This is a genomic window from uncultured Granulicatella sp. (genome assembly GCF_963528315.1).
In the GTDB taxonomy this organism is placed as follows: Bacteria; Bacillota; Bacilli; order Lactobacillales; family Aerococcaceae; genus Granulicatella.
Map to the genome: position 1 here is coordinate 1 of NZ_CAURVV010000015.1, position 15,329 is coordinate 15,329.

The 15,329-nt window shown below is 33.1% G+C and carries 14 protein-coding genes; 13 read left to right on the forward strand and 1 reads right to left on the reverse strand.

The window, feature by feature from the left end:
- Nucleotides 1-134: 134 nt before the first annotated feature.
- From RYK07_RS04860 to RYK07_RS04900, 9 genes are all read left to right on the forward strand, one after another.
- On the forward strand, nucleotides 135-803 hold the full coding sequence (locus RYK07_RS04860) for a hypothetical protein (RefSeq protein ID WP_314852657.1): 669 nt from the start codon (nucleotides 135-137) through the stop codon (nucleotides 801-803).
- A gap of 207 nt (nucleotides 804-1,010) precedes the next feature.
- Entirely contained in the window at nucleotides 1,011-1,772 is a 762-nt protein-coding gene (locus RYK07_RS04865) for a ParA family protein (protein ID WP_314852658.1), read from the forward strand.
- Nucleotides 1,765-2,667, forward strand: a complete 903-nt coding sequence (locus tag RYK07_RS04870) for a ParB/RepB/Spo0J family partition protein (RefSeq protein ID WP_314852659.1) — start codon at nucleotides 1,765-1,767, stop codon at nucleotides 2,665-2,667. The genes RYK07_RS04865 and RYK07_RS04870 overlap by 8 nt, the downstream gene beginning before the upstream one ends.
- Nucleotides 2,668-2,678: 11 nt before the next feature.
- Nucleotides 2,679-2,882: a DUF951 domain-containing protein gene (locus RYK07_RS04875; protein WP_314257870.1), complete on the forward strand. Its 204-nt coding sequence runs from the start codon at nucleotides 2,679-2,681 to the stop codon at nucleotides 2,880-2,882.
- An 18-nt stretch (nucleotides 2,883-2,900) separates the two neighbouring features.
- Nucleotides 2,901-4,001 carry a redox-regulated ATPase YchF gene (gene ychF / locus RYK07_RS04880; protein ID WP_314852660.1) on the forward strand — a complete coding sequence of 367 codons (1,101 nt, stop codon included), beginning with the start codon at nucleotides 2,901-2,903 and terminating at the stop codon, nucleotides 3,999-4,001.
- A 27-nt stretch (nucleotides 4,002-4,028) separates the two neighbouring features.
- Nucleotides 4,029-4,706 (forward strand): DUF1129 family protein, encoded by a 678-nt coding sequence (locus RYK07_RS04885; RefSeq protein ID WP_314852661.1) that lies wholly within the window; start codon nucleotides 4,029-4,031, stop codon nucleotides 4,704-4,706.
- A gap of 105 nt (nucleotides 4,707-4,811) precedes the next feature.
- Nucleotides 4,812-6,641: a DUF2207 domain-containing protein gene (locus tag RYK07_RS04890; protein ID WP_314852662.1), complete on the forward strand. Its 1,830-nt coding sequence runs from the start codon at nucleotides 4,812-4,814 to the stop codon at nucleotides 6,639-6,641.
- Nucleotides 6,642-6,673: 32 nt separating this feature from the next.
- Nucleotides 6,674-7,378: an O-methyltransferase gene (locus RYK07_RS04895; RefSeq protein WP_314852663.1), complete on the forward strand. Its 705-nt coding sequence runs from the start codon at nucleotides 6,674-6,676 to the stop codon at nucleotides 7,376-7,378.
- 162 nt (nucleotides 7,379-7,540) lie between these two features.
- A complete protein-coding gene (locus RYK07_RS04900) occupies nucleotides 7,541-8,557 on the forward strand; it encodes a glycosyltransferase family A protein (RefSeq protein WP_314852664.1) in 1,017 nt (338 codons plus the stop codon).
- Nucleotides 8,558-8,616: 59 nt separating this feature from the next.
- On the opposite strand, the gene RYK07_RS04905 is transcribed toward RYK07_RS04900, so the two are convergent.
- The gene (locus RYK07_RS04905) at nucleotides 8,617-9,597 is read right to left on the reverse strand and encodes an SIALI-17 repeat-containing surface protein (RefSeq protein ID WP_314852665.1); all 981 of its coding nucleotides are present in this window, start codon (nucleotides 9,595-9,597) and stop codon (nucleotides 8,617-8,619) included.
- 117 nt (nucleotides 9,598-9,714) lie between these two features.
- Here RYK07_RS04905 and glf point away from each other — a divergent pair, with 117 nt between their 5' ends.
- From glf to RYK07_RS04925, 4 genes are all read left to right on the forward strand, one after another.
- Nucleotides 9,715-10,827 (forward strand): UDP-galactopyranose mutase, encoded by a 1,113-nt coding sequence (glf, locus tag RYK07_RS04910; RefSeq protein WP_314852666.1) that lies wholly within the window; start codon nucleotides 9,715-9,717, stop codon nucleotides 10,825-10,827.
- 467 nt (nucleotides 10,828-11,294) lie between these two features.
- Nucleotides 11,295-12,338, forward strand: coding sequence for a PTS sugar transporter subunit IIC (locus RYK07_RS04915; protein WP_314852667.1), 1,044 nt, complete (start codon nucleotides 11,295-11,297; stop codon nucleotides 12,336-12,338).
- Nucleotides 12,339-12,459: 121 nt separating this feature from the next.
- A complete protein-coding gene (locus tag RYK07_RS04920; protein ID WP_314852669.1) occupies nucleotides 12,460-13,392 on the forward strand; it encodes a LysR family transcriptional regulator in 933 nt (310 codons plus the stop codon).
- Nucleotides 13,393-13,422: 30 nt separating this feature from the next.
- Nucleotides 13,423-15,135 (forward strand): phospho-sugar mutase, encoded by a 1,713-nt coding sequence (locus RYK07_RS04925; RefSeq protein ID WP_314852671.1) that lies wholly within the window; start codon nucleotides 13,423-13,425, stop codon nucleotides 15,133-15,135.
- Nucleotides 15,136-15,329 lie beyond the last annotated feature (194 nt).

Here is a 15,329-nt window from a genome sequence, read left to right on the forward strand (position 1 = left end):
AGCGCCGATAGTAGTTGGGGGTTTCCCCCTGTGAGGGTAGGACGTTGCCACGCTTCTGATTAGAAGGAGAATTTCTGGAAGGAAATTCTCTTTTTTTGTATACTATTTTTATAAAGGATATTGGAGAATATAATATGAAAAAAGTAAATTTTTGGATAATTTGTTTACTAGGTATTTTTCTAGTAGGCTGTAGCGAAGTAGTTGAAGATAAAGGTTTACAAGATAAATTAGTACAACAAGAAACACAAGTTAAAAATTATCATTTAACATTAAAACAAAATGAGGTAAAGAAAAAAGATGTAACAAGTTCTACTCAAGTCATTGCCAATGCATCTGTTTGGAGTGATGGTACAGGATTTGGAACTCGAATTGATAAAACAGATGGCAAAGCTACGAATCAAATTGAAGTGATTAGTGAAGGTAGTAAAGGTGCTATTCGTTATTATCAAGATAAATGGGAGCCAACTATTTCTGCTCAATCGAGCTTACAAAATGTTATAGGATTTTCGTATCACAGTGTGTTACAACTAGCTCAAGATTTATCCAATTTTACTACTTGGCAATCAGATGGAAGTTTTGAATATCAAGGAAGTGATGCATCCGTAAGACTAGCTTTAGCATCTATGAATATTCAAGTTCACGAAAATACGAAAATTACGGTGAAGATGAAAGCTGATGTTAAGACAAACTTAATTCAAAGTTTTTCATTAATTTTAAATGAAGAAGACGAAACGATTCAAAAAACTTATGAAGTGATTTTTAATGGAATGAATCAACAACATAAGAAAGAATTACCACTTTAGTAAGTTTCAGGTTACGAATAAATTAGTTAAAAAGATATTTCATGTTTCAATTGATTTCCTAGGAAAATACTACTCATATTCCTGTTTTTTTGTTACAATAGGAATGGATAAATTTAAAGAATTGCGAGAAATGGAAAACATTTTGTAGACATGCGAGAGGGAGAATGCTTGCATTCTCCTTTTTTTATGAAGATTGGAGGTAAGAGAATGGGAAGAATTATTTCAGTTGCGAATCAAAAAGGTGGAGTTGGTAAGACAACGACAACTGTTAGTTTAGCAGCTTCCCTAGCAAAACTTGGACAAAAAGTTTTAATTATTGATAGTGACCCTCAAGGAAATGCAACTAGTGGATTAGGTGTACAAAAAGCAGAATTAACCTATGATGTTTATGATGTTATTGTAAATGAAGTGAATGTTCATGAAGTAATTGTACCTACGACACGTGAAAATTTAATGATAGTACCTTCAACGATTCAGCTAGCAGGAGCTGAAATTGAATTAACAAATCAAACTCATCGTGAACAAAAATTAAAACATGCTTTAACAACGATTCGTGATGAATATGATTATATTTTTATTGATTGTCCTCCTTCTTTAGGACATTTAACAATGAACGCATTTACTGCTAGTGATACAGTATTAATCCCTGTACAATGCGAATACTATGCATTAGAAGGTTTATCTCAATTGATGAATACAATCACGATGGTTCGCAAACACTTCAATCCACAATTAAAAATTGAAGGTGTTTTATTAACAATGTTTGATGCACGTACTAATTTAGGAAATGAAGTAAAAGATGATGTAATCAAATACTTCAGAGAAAAAGTATATCGCACTATTATTCCTAGAAATGTTCGTTTATCAGAAGCACCAAGTTATGGACAAGCCATTGTAGACTATGATCCTCGTTCAAGAGGAGCAGAAGTTTATCTCGAATTAGCAAAGGAAGTGTTATCAAATGGTTAAAAATCAAAAATCAAAAGGCCTAGGTCGTGGAATTGATGCACTTTTTGGTGGGAATTTTGATAGTATCGAAAATTTAGAAAAAGTAGATACAACGAATGAAACGGTTGAAGAAATTTCCATTAATGAAATTCGTCCAAACCCGTATCAACCTCGAAAAGAGTTTAATGAAGAAGCTTTACAAGAATTAGCAGATTCGATTCGTGAACAAGGAGTTTTTCAACCGATTATCGTCCGAAAATCAAGTATTAAAGGCTATGAATTAGTAGCCGGAGAAAGAAGATTACGTGCTTCTAAACTTGCTGGAAAAGAAACTATTCCAGCTATTATTCGTGAATATAGCGAAGAAATTATGATTCAAGTAGCCGTTGTAGAAAATTTACAAAGGGAAGATTTACGACCAATTGATGAAGCATTAGCGTATAAATCATTAATGGATGCGTTAAAATTAAACCAAGAAGAAGTCGCAAAAAAAATCGGGAAAAGCCGTCCATATATTGCGAACTTTCTTCGTCTATTATCACTACCATTAGAAGTTCAAACACAATTACAAGAAGGTCAATTATCAGTGGGGCATGCTCGTGCTTTATTAGGTTTGAAAAAAGCAGACAAAATCGTTCCTCTTTCTAAGAAAGTCATTGAAGAAGGGATGACGGTTCGAGCTTTAGAAGAATTGATTCAAACAATGAATGAGCCGGTTGAGAAAGTGAAGAAAATCAAGAAAGTTCAAGAAAAACCAGCATATATTGTGGAATCCGAAGAAAGATTAATGGATAAATTTGGAACATCTGTCCAAATCACTCCGAAAGGAGAACGTGGAAAAATCGAGATTGAATACCTTTCTCAAAAAGATTTAACTCGTATTTTAGATGTATTAGAAATTGAATTAGATGATTAGGAGTGAATAGAATGGCTGTAGTGGAATATGCTCTTGGGGATTGTGTCGAAATGAAAAAACCTCATGCATGTCAAACCAATTCATGGACGATCATTCGAATGGGAATGGATATTCGTATCAAATGTAATCATTGTGGGCAAATGGTCTTAATGCCAAGACGAGAATTTGAACGCAAAATGAAAAAAGTAACTTTGAAAAAAGAAAATAATGAATAGAAAGAGTGTGAAAAATACATGGCGTTAACAGCAGGAATCGTTGGATTACCAAACGTTGGGAAATCAACATTATTTAATGCAATTACAAAAGCAGGAGTAGAGGCAGCAAACTATCCGTTTGCGACAATTGACCCAAACGTTGGTGTCGTAGAAGTTCCAGATGAAAGACTTCAAAAATTAACAGAATTAGTAAAACCGAAAAAGACAGTTCCAACAACATTTGAATTTACTGATATTGCAGGAATTGTAAAAGGTGCTAGCCGTGGGGAAGGTTTAGGAAATAAATTCTTAAGCCACATTCGCCAAGTAGATGCAATTTGCCAAGTCGTGCGTTGTTTCGAAGATGAAAATATTACACACGTTGCCGGTAAAGTAGATCCAATTGCGGATATTGAAACAATTAATTTAGAATTAGTATTAGCAGACTTAGAATCAGTTGATAAACGAATTGCTCGTGTTGCTAAAATTGCCAAAACAAAAGATAAAGATGCAGTAGCAGAATTAGCAGTTTTAGAAAAAATCAAGCCAGTATTAGAAGATGGTCAATTAGCACGTACGATTGAATTTACAGATGAAGAATTACCAATCGTGAAAAGTTTATTCTTATTAACAACAAAACCAATGTTATATATTGCTAATATTTCAGAAGATGATGTAGCAGAAGGTGGACATAATCAATATGTTCAATTAGTAGAAGAATATGCTGCAAAAGAAGATGCAGAAGTAGTCGTTATTTGTGCACGTGTAGAAGAAGAAGTTGCTGAATTAGAAGAAGAAGAAAAACAAGTTTTCTTAGAAGAATTGGGAATTGAAACTTCAGGTTTAGATATTTTAATTCAAAAAGCTTACCATTTATTAGGATTAGCAACTTACTTCACTGCTGGAGAACAAGAAGTTCGTGCTTGGACTTTCCGTAGAGGAATGAAAGCTCCACAATGTGCGGGAATTATTCACTCTGATTTTGAAAGAGGATTTATTCGAGCTGAAACAGTAGCTTATGCAGACTTATTAGAATTCGGTAGTATGGGTGCTGCTAAAGAAAATGGGAAAGTACGTCAAGAAGGAAAAGAGTATATCGTACAAGATGGCGATGTTATGCTTTTCAGATTTAACGTGTAATCATCATATCTTGTGGGGGATTGAATCATGACAGAAAATCAAACTGAAGTAAAAACAGTAGATATTACTACATTACGTAGTCAATTAACGAAAAAAAATGAACAATATGTATTACAACTAGAACGTTCTCTAAAAGAAGCTCAAGTGTCTAAAGCAAAAATCACTTCAACTTTAGAAGAAATGCTTCCTGTTTTAGTAGAAAAACAGAAAAAAGGTTTAACAGCTCGCCAATTATTTGGTACGGTGACACAACAAACACAATCTGTATTGGAAGGACCTAAAAAAGATCCAACTGTGAAATCACCAGATTGGCAAATTGCTGTAGATGGTGGATTAATGGTCGGAGGATTCTTCGCTTTAATCGCTGGAATTACTTTATTCTTAAATCCAGAACAATCAGAAGCGATGGGAGTTATTTCCTTAATCATGAACTTTGTAGTAGGTGGTTTAGCGTTATTAGCTTTATCTAAAGTAACTCCAGATATTAATCAACCAAAAGGAAAACGTGGCTATATTCGTTATTTAGTTGTTAGCTCATTAGTGATGCTTGCATGGTTAGTCCTTGTAATGGGAACACAATTGTTGATTCCGACAAGCATTAATTATGTTTTCCCAGCCATCGTGTACTTATTTATTGGATCGGGCTCACTTGTTTTGAAATGGTATTTGAAAAAAACATTGGATATTCGAGGCGGTATTTTATAAGCATACTTTTGATGCTTTAAGGTTAATGAAACTTGATTAGGATAATGGAAGTGGGAGTAGAAATCTGTTATTTCATCCCACTTTCAGTGTATCGGAGGGAATAAGATGAAAGCATTGCGAAAAATTTTATATTGGTTCATGTTTTTGATGGTATCTCTATCATTTTTTACTTCGAAAGTTGAAGCTAAAGGTAAAAGTTTAGAAGTAACAAAATATAATATCGATGTTGATGTAAGACCAAATGGTGATGTTCGCTTTAAAGAAGAAATGACTTTTACTGCTAATGGAAGTTACAATGGTATTTTTTATAATTTAGATTATTTTGGAGAAAAAGAACCAAAAGATGTAACGGTTGATTTTAAAACCAGTGATGGAGAAGTTGTTACATTATTAAAGAGTGATACAGGACGTAATAGTACTTATTCAACAGAAAATCTTGGATCGTTATTGAAGTTTAAGGTGTTCTTACCTTTCGCAGATAGTTCAAGAACAGTTGTTTTTAATTATACAATTCCACAGTTGATTAAAAATTATAAAGATACAGCGGAATTAAACCGACGAGTAGTTGGACAAGAGTGGGAAGTTACGCAAAAAAATATTCATGTTCATGTTAGCTTACCAGGTGCAGCAACAAAAGAAACATTAAGAGCTTGGGGACATGGAGGAATTGGTGGTAAGGTAGAAATTGATCCGGATTACAAAGGAGTTACATTTACCGTTAAGAAAAATGAACCAAAGAGTTTTGTAGAAACTCATATGCTATTTCCTGTAGAATTAACAAAAGATAATCCTGTGACAAACGATTTTAACGCTTTTGCTGGAATTGTAGACAGAGAAGAACAATTAGTGAAAAGAGATCAAGAGGAACGTTCTGTAAAATGGGGTGTAGCAGGTTTTGGAGGACTACTTAGTTTAGTCGCTTTAGTTTGGGCATTTTTCAAAGGAAATTTAGCAGATAAAAAACGTCTTGAAAAAGTACCGTTTGTACCAGAACATTTATATGAATTGCCAGAAGATTTGACTCCAGCCATTATGTCAGCAGCTATTTATGATGGTGTAACGATTGATGATTTTAGTGCAACGATAATGGATTTAGTACGTAAAAAAGTTCTAACGATGACGACTGAAGAACCTTATATTTTAGAGTTGAAACAACATTCGTATCATTTACTACCACATGAACAATTAGCTTTAGATATTTTATTTAAAAAAATTGCTAAAGGAAACACTTTAGACTTAGATTTAGTTTCTGAATTTGCAGAGAATTGCCCAGAAAGATATACGGATATGCTAGATAATTGGTATGAAAAAGTAGAGATTGCTTCTGATGAATATAGTGTTTATCGCTTCGAAGAGGGAGAAACTGCTCCAAAAGCTGTTGGTGCAAATCTTTTAGGGATAGCAGGATTTCTTCTGCTTGTTGGCGGTGTATTTTGGGCTACTAAGAATCTGTTTCTGACAATTGTTGCAGGGATTATTAGTTTTATTATTTATCTTATAACAGTTCGTTTTAGTAAATCAAATAGTCTACAAAGAAGCTTAAAAGGTGAATATGAATATCGTCGTTGGGAAGCATTCCGTCAAATGTTAATGGATATTTCTAGTTTAGATAGAGCTGATTTACCAAGTATTCAAATCTGGGATCATCTGCTCGTTTATGCGATTTCTTTAGGAGTTGCTGAACAAGTCATTGAAGTATTAGAAGAAAAATTCCCTGATTGGATTCAAGAAAGTGTATTCTATTCACCAACCTATGGTTGGCAAATGGCTGTCTATAATGAGATTTTACAAGATACATTAACTGATAGTTATCTTTCAGCAGTGGATGAAATTTCTTCAAGTTCCGATTCATCGAATAGCGGTGGATTTGGAGGAGGATTTAGTGGCGGTAGTTCGTTTGGATCTGGTGGAGGATCCGGCGGTGGAGGTTTTTAATTTCCTCATTATAAATAGATAAAGGAGCAAGTATGTTAAATGAAATGATGTTTCGACCAGTCGTTAAACCTGAAGTGGTCGAATATATGAGAAAAAGTCAACGTTTCTTTCCTGGTAAATTAGGAGAGTTAGAACAAATGGCGAATGATTTAGGAATTCCAATTATTCCTCATGAAACAGCGGTATATTTAGATTTCTTATTAGGACTATATCGTCCAACTCAAATTTTAGAAATTGGAACTGCTATAGGTTTTTCTGCTAGTTTAATGGCGCAATATGTACCAAAAGGCGGTTCTGTAACAACGATTGACCGATATGAATTAATGTATTCAAGAGCAAAAGAGAATTTTAAAAAATTAGGCATTGATGACATTGTGACTCAAATTGAAGGGGATGCAGCACATGTGTTGCCAACTTTAGAACAACAATATGACTTTATTTTTATGGATAGTGCAAAAGCGAAATATATTGAATTTTTCCCTCATTGTATGCGAGTATTAAAAACAGGTGGGGTATTGGTTGTTGATGATATTTTCCAAGGTGGAACAATTTTACAAGATGAGAGTGAAATCCCACGAAAAGTTCGAAAAATTCATCGTCGTCTAAACTTATTTTTAGACTTTGTTCAAAAAGATGAAGCGTTGAAATCCACTCTAGTTCCATTAGGAGATGGCATTATTATGATTCAAAAGTTAGAAGAAAAAGATTATCTTCCAATTGTTGAAGCTTTACTATAAAATGAGACTCTTTCTTTTCTATGAAAGTAGGAAAGAAAGAGTTTTTTTGTGTTTGATAAAGAGAAAAGTGCAGATTAGAAATAAAATGTATATTTTATTGACAAAAAGGATATAAAAAATGGTAGAATAGATAAAAGAAATAGAACCCGAAAGGACTTAGAAATGAAATTACTAACAATAGCAGTTCCTTGTTATAATTCACAAGAATATATGCATTACTGTATCCAATCATTAGTGACTGGTGGAGACCAAGTAGAGGTCTTAATTATTAATGATGGTTCAAGTGATAATACACAAAATATAGCAGAAAAGTTTGAACAACAATATCCAGGCATTGTCCGTGCAATTTCTCAAGAAAATAAAGGACATGGTGGTGCTGTCAATACAGGCATGCAACACGCAACTGGGAAATATTTTAAAGTAGTAGATAGTGATGATTGGGTCGATGTCCGTGCTTATTTAAAAATTTTAGAGCATCTACAAAAATTAGAAGAAACGCAAGAAGAAGTTGATGTAGTTATTACAAACTTTGTTTATGAAAAAGAACAAGCTCGAAGAAAGAAAATTATGAGATATCAATCATCATTCCCCGAAAACAAAGTGTTCACTTGGGATGATGCAAAGCCGCTTCGAAAAGGAAAGTATATGATGATGCATTCCTTAATGTATCGACTAGATATTTTAAAACAATCAAAATTACAATTACCAGAGCATACTTTTTATGTCGATAATTTATTTGTATTTATTCCACTACAGTATTGTAAGAAATTGTATTATATCAATGTTGATTTTTACCGTTACTTTATCGGACGAGAAGATCAATCCGTTAATGAACAAGTGATGATTCGCAGAATTGATCAACAAATTAGAGTGAATCAATTATTGATGGAAGCTTATCATAGTGATTGGGAATTTCCAAAAGTTTTAAATGACTATTTATTAAATCATTTAGAAATTACAACATTGATTTCTTGTGCCTTATTAAATAAAGCAGGCACACAGGTACATCAAGAGAAAAAGAAAGTTTTATTGGAAAAATTAAAAGAAACCAATACGACAGTTTATAAAGAAATTCGTAAAAATATAATTAGTAAAATTGCGATGAACGACAATGAACCTGCTAGACAAATGTCGAATTTGATTTATACAGTGACTCAAAAAATAGTTGGATTTAATTAGAAAATCCCCAACGATTGGAGACAAGCTCTATCGTTGGGGATTTTGATTTGTTGTTTTAATTATGAACCAGTATAAGTAGTGGGTTCAGTTTCAGTCGTTGTAGTAGGTTCAGGTTCGGCTTCAGGTTCAGTTGAAGTACCTGCAGTAGTAGTAGTTTCAACTGAAGAAGATTCAAAAATTGGTTCTTCCACAGTAGTTTCAATTGAAGGCTTGTCATGAATTGGTGCTTCATTTGGAACTACTCCACCGTTGAATTCATGTTTATCATACACTTCAGGCATACCAGGAACTCCACCTTTAAATTCAGGTTTATCATACACCTCTGGCATACCAGGAGTTCCACCGTTGAATTCGGATTTTTCATGCACTTCAGGCATTCCAGGTACTCCGCCTTCGAATTCAGGTTTCTCGAAAACTAAAGGTTCACCTTTACTTGTTTCGAATTTAGTAGTTTCACTATTTTTAGGAATAATGATATATCCATATAGACAGTGGTCTGAAGTTGGTACAAATGTAGTAACTGGAATTGTTGTTACTTTTGTTTCATTTTGTGCCATAACATTTCTTAAATTATAAAGAGATGTTACAGAAGCTGTAATCAGTAATACCATCCATACTTTTTTCTTATGGTATTTAATCATAAGAAATGCTAAACCAACTAATACTCCAGCAGTTAAAACAACTGCTATTGATTTTTGTGTCCCAGTTTGTGGCAATGATTGTTTTGCTTGAGCTTTCAAAACAGTTGTAAGTGTTGTTGTTTGTGGGGTACTTTCAGTTGTTTTCTTTTGTGTTGCTTCACTTGTTTTTTCTGGTTCATCTGGTAATTTACAGTGTTGTTTTGAATACACAAGAGTATAAGTAGTACCATCTTTAGGTAATTCATTTTCAGAATTTACTTGGATAATGTTTTTTACTTGGCTTTGATTTAATGTTTCTAATTCAACAGTATTAGCCGCTTGTGCGTAAATTGAACTATTTAAACCGCTAAATAATGCTGTTGTTAGAAATAACGCTGATAATAATAATTTTTTTATCATAATTTCCTCCTTTTTATACATTTAATATTTTATATACATTAGGAAGATGTGTCAGGGTGCTAACTTCATACATCTATGTTACAATACTGTTAATAAATATATAAGGAGAATAAATAAATGGCATATGATTATTTAGTAGTTGGGGCAGGGTTGTTTGGCGCAACTTTTGCACGTGAAGCTGCTAATCGAGGATTTAAAGTAAAAGTAATTGAAAAACGTTCGCATATTGCAGGAAACATTTATACAAAAGAAGTGGAAGGGATTCAAGTTCATGAATATGGGGCGCATATTTTCCATACAAGTGATAAAAGAATTTGGGATTATGTACATCAATTTGCGACATTTAATCGTTATACAAATACACCTGTTGCGAATTTTAATGGTGAAATCTATAATTTACCATTTAATATGAATACTTTTAATAAGTTATGGGGAGTTGTGACTCCGCAAGAAGCTGCTGCTAAAATTGAGGAACAACGAGCAGTATTAAAAGGGAAAACTCCTGAGAACTTGGAAGAACAAGCAATCTCTTTAGTAGGGGAAGATGTCTATTACAAGTTGATTAAAGGTTATACGGAAAAGCAATGGGGACGTTCTGCAACAGAATTACCAGCTTTTATTATTCGTCGATTACCTGTTCGATATACGTATGACAATAATTATTTCAATGATACGTATCAAGGCATTCCAATTGGTGGATATACTCAAATGGTTGAAAATATGTTCAATCATGAAAATATTGATGTAGAATTAAATGTTGATTTCTTTGAGAAAAAAGAAGAGTATTTACAAAGTGGTGCTAAAATTATTTTCACAGGTATGATTGATGAATTTTTCAATTATGAATTGGGAACTTTAGAATATCGTAGTTTACGCTTTGAAACAGAAGTGCTAGACACAGAAAACTTCCAAGGAAATGCGGTTGTAAATTATACGGATCGTGAAACTCCATATACTCGTATTATTGAACATAAACATTTTGAGTTTGGAACACAAGAGAAGACAGTGATTACAAAAGAATACCCATCAGATTGGGAAAAAGGTCAAGAACCTTATTATCCAGTTAATAATCAACAAAATAATGATTTATATGCTAAATATAAAAAGCTAGCTCAAACAGTTCCTCAAGTAATTTTTGGAGGACGTTTAGGTCAATATCGTTATTATGATATGCACCAAGTAATTGCAGCAGCTTTAGAAGTAGTTAAACAAGAATTTAAAGAAAAATAATCAATAAGGAGGACGTTTTCAAGGACGCCTCCTTATTTTGTTACAAAATAAGATGACGAATGTATACATAGAAAGGCTTTTAACTTTAATGGAAACAACTATTATTCAAAATTTTCAACGGATTTTTACAGTTATTTTTCAAAGATTTCAAAAAATGAAAAATATTGAATAAAACATGAAAGAAATGATTGATTCTGTTGGAATGAATTGTTATAATCGTGACACAATTAGTCTTCATCGTTTGACGGAGATTGGTTATATGAATGAAGTAGTGGTTAGAAAAGTTAAAAAATAAGTGATTCCAACAACTTATTACACCTTTTTAACATCATGTTTCATAGCAAAGAGCAAATTTTGAAAGCTCACTAATAAAAGGTAGTGAAAGTGTAGAAATGGAATTGTGAAATATTTCTAAAAAGTTTCAACAGCTTTTATAAAGGGGTAAACAAAAAGAAAGAAGGGATTATATGGAAGCTCAAGAAAAAATGACTGCAAAAGTCTTTATCAATAAAATCTTACAAGGAACTGCATTAGGGGTAATTATCGGTTTAATTCCAAACGCTGTATTATCTGCTATTTTAAAATATTTTAGTCAATATCCACTAGCAGTTCAAATTACACAAATCGCTGTAATTTTCCAATTAGCAACACCATTAATTATCGGGGCATTAATTGCTTTACAATTTGGTTTCAAACCAATGCCGATGATGGTTACAGCAGGAGCAAGTTTCGTTGCATCAGGTGTTGTAAAATTCAATCCAGAACTAGGAAAATATGTTGGAGCTGGTACTGGGGACTTAATTAATACAATGTTAACAGCTGCCATTGCGGTATTAGCATTAATGTGGATTAAAGATAAATTTGGTTCTACTGCGGTAGTTGCGATGCCAATCGTAGTCGGTGTAGGTGCTGCATTTATCGGATTACAATTATTACCATTCGTTGCAAAATTAACAGCAGGAATTGGAGCAATCATTAATGAATTTACTCATTTACAACCAATTTTAATGTCTATTTTAATTGTATGTTCATTTGCATTCTTAATTATTTCACCAATTTCAACAGTTGCGATTGGTTTAGCGATTCAATTAAACGGTGTGTCTGCAGGGGCTGCTGCGATGGGTGTTGCTGTTACAGCGGTAGTATTAGTGGTTCATTCATGGAAAGTGAATAATTCAGGAGTTACTTTAGCGATTGCTTTAGGAGCTATGAAATTAATGATGCCAAACTTATTTAAGTATCCAATTATTTTAGTACCAACTTTAACAACAGCAGTTATTTCTGCAATTCCAGTGGCATTATTGAGTGTGAGTGGTACTCCTCAATCTGCTGGTTTTGGTTTAGTAGGTTTAGTAGGACCTCTTGCTTCTATTGATGCAGGATTAAATGTTGGTTTAGCAGTAGTTGTTTGGTTAGTTGTACCAGTTATTGCAGCATTAGCAACTAAATTTGTATATGAAAATGTATTGAAATTATACGATTCTAATGTGGTATTTAAATTCCAACAATAAAATGAATCGTTGAAAAGAACTGGGCGTCAAGCTCAGTTTTTTTTATTTGTGGAAACTATAGGGTAGCATGAAATTAAAATCTCATTTATAATAAAGGTAAGATGGCAAAAGGAGAAAAAATATGCGTATTCAACAATTAATTTATTTAGAAAAAATTGCAGAAAAAGGATCCATTAATGAAGCCGCAAAAGATTTATTTTTAACTCAACCAAGTCTATCAAATGCCATGAAAGATTTAGAGCAAGAAATGAATATTCAATTATTAGTTCGGCATAAAAATGGAGTTTCTTTAACTGAAGAAGGTAGAGAGTTTTTAGTATATGCTAGACAAATATTGGACCAAGTAAACTTGATGGAAGAAAAATATAAACGTAAGACAAAACGGAAACGTGATTTCTCAGTTTCAGCTCAGCACTATGCGTTTGTCGTTCATGCTTTCGTTGAATTAATCCGTCAAGAAGCTGGTGATGAATATCAATTTACGCTAAGAGAAACAGAAACTCAAAATATTTTAGAAGACTTAATGAAATTCAAAAGTGAGTTAGGAATTTTATATTTAAATAATTTTAACCGTCAAGTGATGAAGAAGTTATTTAAAGAGAAAAACTTAGAATTTACGCCATTATTTACAGCAAAACCTCACGTGTTTATTAGTAGAGAGAATCCATTAGCTTCTCAATCTAGTATTACACTAGAAGAGTTGGAAGACTATCCTTATTTATCTTATGAGCAAGGAGAAGAAAATTCCTTCTATTTTGCTGAAGAGATTTTAAGTACTATGGAACATAAGAAGAGTATTAAAGTTAGTGACCGTGCGACAATTTTTAACTTAATGGTCGGACTAAATGGTTATACAATTAGTTCGGGAATTATTAGTAGCGAATTAAATGATGATAAAATTGTGGCAATTCCATTAGCGATTGAAGATGAATTAGAAATTGGTTATTTAAAACATCATCAAATGGAATTATCACCTGTTGCACATATCTTTTTAGAATTATTAATTACTCACATTCGTGGATATGGATTTGAAGTAGCAACTGTATTAGAGTAAATATAAAAATGATTAAAGGAGATTGATGATATGAGTTGGCAAGAAGTTGCATTAAAATGGGAAAAGTTCGAAGAATTAGAAGATTATTTAAAAACACAATTAGAGAACTTTTCTGAAAAAGAAAAAGAAGAAGCATTTTACGCTCCATTAGAATTTGGAACAGCAGGAATGCGTGGGATTGTTGGGCCAGGGATTAATCGTATGAATATTTATACGGTTCGTCAAGCAACAGAAGGATTAGCACGATTAATCGAAACATATGGAGAAGAAGCGAAAAAACGTGGGGTAGCAATCGCACATGATTCACGTCATTTTTCTCCTGAATTTGCATTAGAATCTGCAAAAGTTTTAGTAAAACATGGCATTAAAGCTTATGTATTTGAAGATTTAAGACCAACACCTGAATTATCTTATGCAGTTCGTCATTTGCATACATTTGCAGGAATTATGATTACAGCTAGTCATAATCCAGCTGCTTATAATGGATATAAAGTATACGGTGAAGATGGAGGACAAATGCCTCCAAAAGATGCAGATGCATTAACAGAATTTGTTCGCCAAGTTGAAAACCCATTAGTAGTAGAAGTGGTGACAAAAGAAGAATTAGAACAATCAGCATTATTTGAATGGATTGGTGAAGCAGTAGATGCAGCATATTTAGAAGAAATTAAATCTGTTTCAGTGAACCCAGACTTATTATCAAATACAAAAGATTTATCAGTTGTGTATACTCCATTACATGGAACAGGATTAATGTTAACAAAACGTGCATTAGATCAAGCTGGATTTACAGGATTACATGTTGTCTCAGAACAAGCTGTGCCAGATGGAGACTTTACAACGGTGAAATCTCCTAACCCTGAAGAAGCAGGTGCATTTGAATATGCAATTCGTTTAGGAGAAGAAACAAAAGCGGATGTATTATTAGCAACAGACCCAGATGCAGATAGAATGGGTGCTGCTGTTCGTCAACCAGATGGAACTTACCAAGTTATTACAGGAAACCAAATTGCAGCAATCTTATTAGATTACTTATTATTTGCCCATCAAAAAGCAGGAACATTACCAGCTAATGCTGCTGCTGTAAAATCAATTGTATCTAGTGAATTACCAACAGTCATTGCAGAACATTATGGTGCGAAAATGGTAAATGTATTAACTGGATTCAAATTTATTGCAGAGCAAATTAAAAACTATGAAGAAACAAATGCACATACATTTATGTTTGGATTTGAAGAAAGTTATGGATATTTAGTTCAACCATTTGTTCGTGATAAAGATGCAATTCAAGCAGTATTGTTATTAACAGAAGTAGCAGCTCACTTCAAGAGTGAAGGTAAAACTTTATATGATGGCCTTCAAGCTTTATATGAAAAATATGGTTATTTCTTAGAAAAAACAATTTCTGTAACCGTTCAAGGCTTAGAAGGTCCTGCTAAGATCAAAGCTTTATTAGATGGATTACGTAAAGAAGTTCCGTCTAACTTTGGTGGGATTAAAGTATCAGTAGCACAAGATTTCGCAGTAAACCAACAAGTAGATGCAGAAGGTGTTGTTTCTGAAATTGGCTTACCAACTTCAAATGTATTGAAATATATTTTAGAAGATGGTTCATGGATTGCAGTAAGACCAAGTGGAACAGAACCTAAAATTAAGTTCTACATGGGTGTGAAAGCTGCGACTCAAGAAGAAGCACAAGAAAAATTAGCAAAATTCCAAAAAGACTTGGATGCCTATATTTAATATAAAAAATAGAATGAGACTTCTCTGAAGTAGTAGAGGACGACAGTACTCGTACAGTCAAGAATGACGCTACAAGGAGAAGTCTTTTTTGTTCTCTATTGGAAAAATGGCTTCAAAAAGAAAAAATTAGGAATTTTTCCAAGAAAACTCTTGCCACTTTGTGAAAAGAGGAGTAAACTAATAGTAGGAAGAAT

Coding starts and splice junctions, on each gene's coding strand:
- RYK07_RS04875 (WP_314257870.1), top strand. CDS start 2,679: ATGGCTGTAGTGGAATATGCTCTTGGGGATTGTGTCGAAATGAAAAAA.
- ychF (WP_314852660.1), top strand. CDS start 2,901: ATGGCGTTAACAGCAGGAATCGTTGGATTACCAAACGTTGGGAAATCA.
- RYK07_RS04870 (WP_314852659.1), top strand. CDS start 1,765: ATGGTTAAAAATCAAAAATCAAAAGGCCTAGGTCGTGGAATTGATGCA.
- RYK07_RS04925 (WP_314852671.1), top strand. CDS start 13,423: ATGAGTTGGCAAGAAGTTGCATTAAAATGGGAAAAGTTCGAAGAATTA.
- glf (WP_314852666.1), top strand. CDS start 9,715: ATGGCATATGATTATTTAGTAGTTGGGGCAGGGTTGTTTGGCGCAACT.
- RYK07_RS04915 (WP_314852667.1), top strand. CDS start 11,295: ATGGAAGCTCAAGAAAAAATGACTGCAAAAGTCTTTATCAATAAAATC.
- RYK07_RS04920 (WP_314852669.1), top strand. CDS start 12,460: ATGCGTATTCAACAATTAATTTATTTAGAAAAAATTGCAGAAAAAGGA.
- RYK07_RS04885 (WP_314852661.1), top strand. CDS start 4,029: ATGACAGAAAATCAAACTGAAGTAAAAACAGTAGATATTACTACATTA.
- RYK07_RS04860 (WP_314852657.1), top strand. CDS start 135: ATGAAAAAAGTAAATTTTTGGATAATTTGTTTACTAGGTATTTTTCTA.
- RYK07_RS04865 (WP_314852658.1), top strand. CDS start 1,011: ATGGGAAGAATTATTTCAGTTGCGAATCAAAAAGGTGGAGTTGGTAAG.
- RYK07_RS04905 (WP_314852665.1), bottom strand. CDS start 9,597: ATGATAAAAAAATTATTATTATCAGCGTTATTTCTAACAACAGCATTA.
- RYK07_RS04895 (WP_314852663.1), top strand. CDS start 6,674: ATGTTAAATGAAATGATGTTTCGACCAGTCGTTAAACCTGAAGTGGTC.
- RYK07_RS04900 (WP_314852664.1), top strand. CDS start 7,541: ATGAAATTACTAACAATAGCAGTTCCTTGTTATAATTCACAAGAATAT.
- RYK07_RS04890 (WP_314852662.1), top strand. CDS start 4,812: ATGAAAGCATTGCGAAAAATTTTATATTGGTTCATGTTTTTGATGGTA.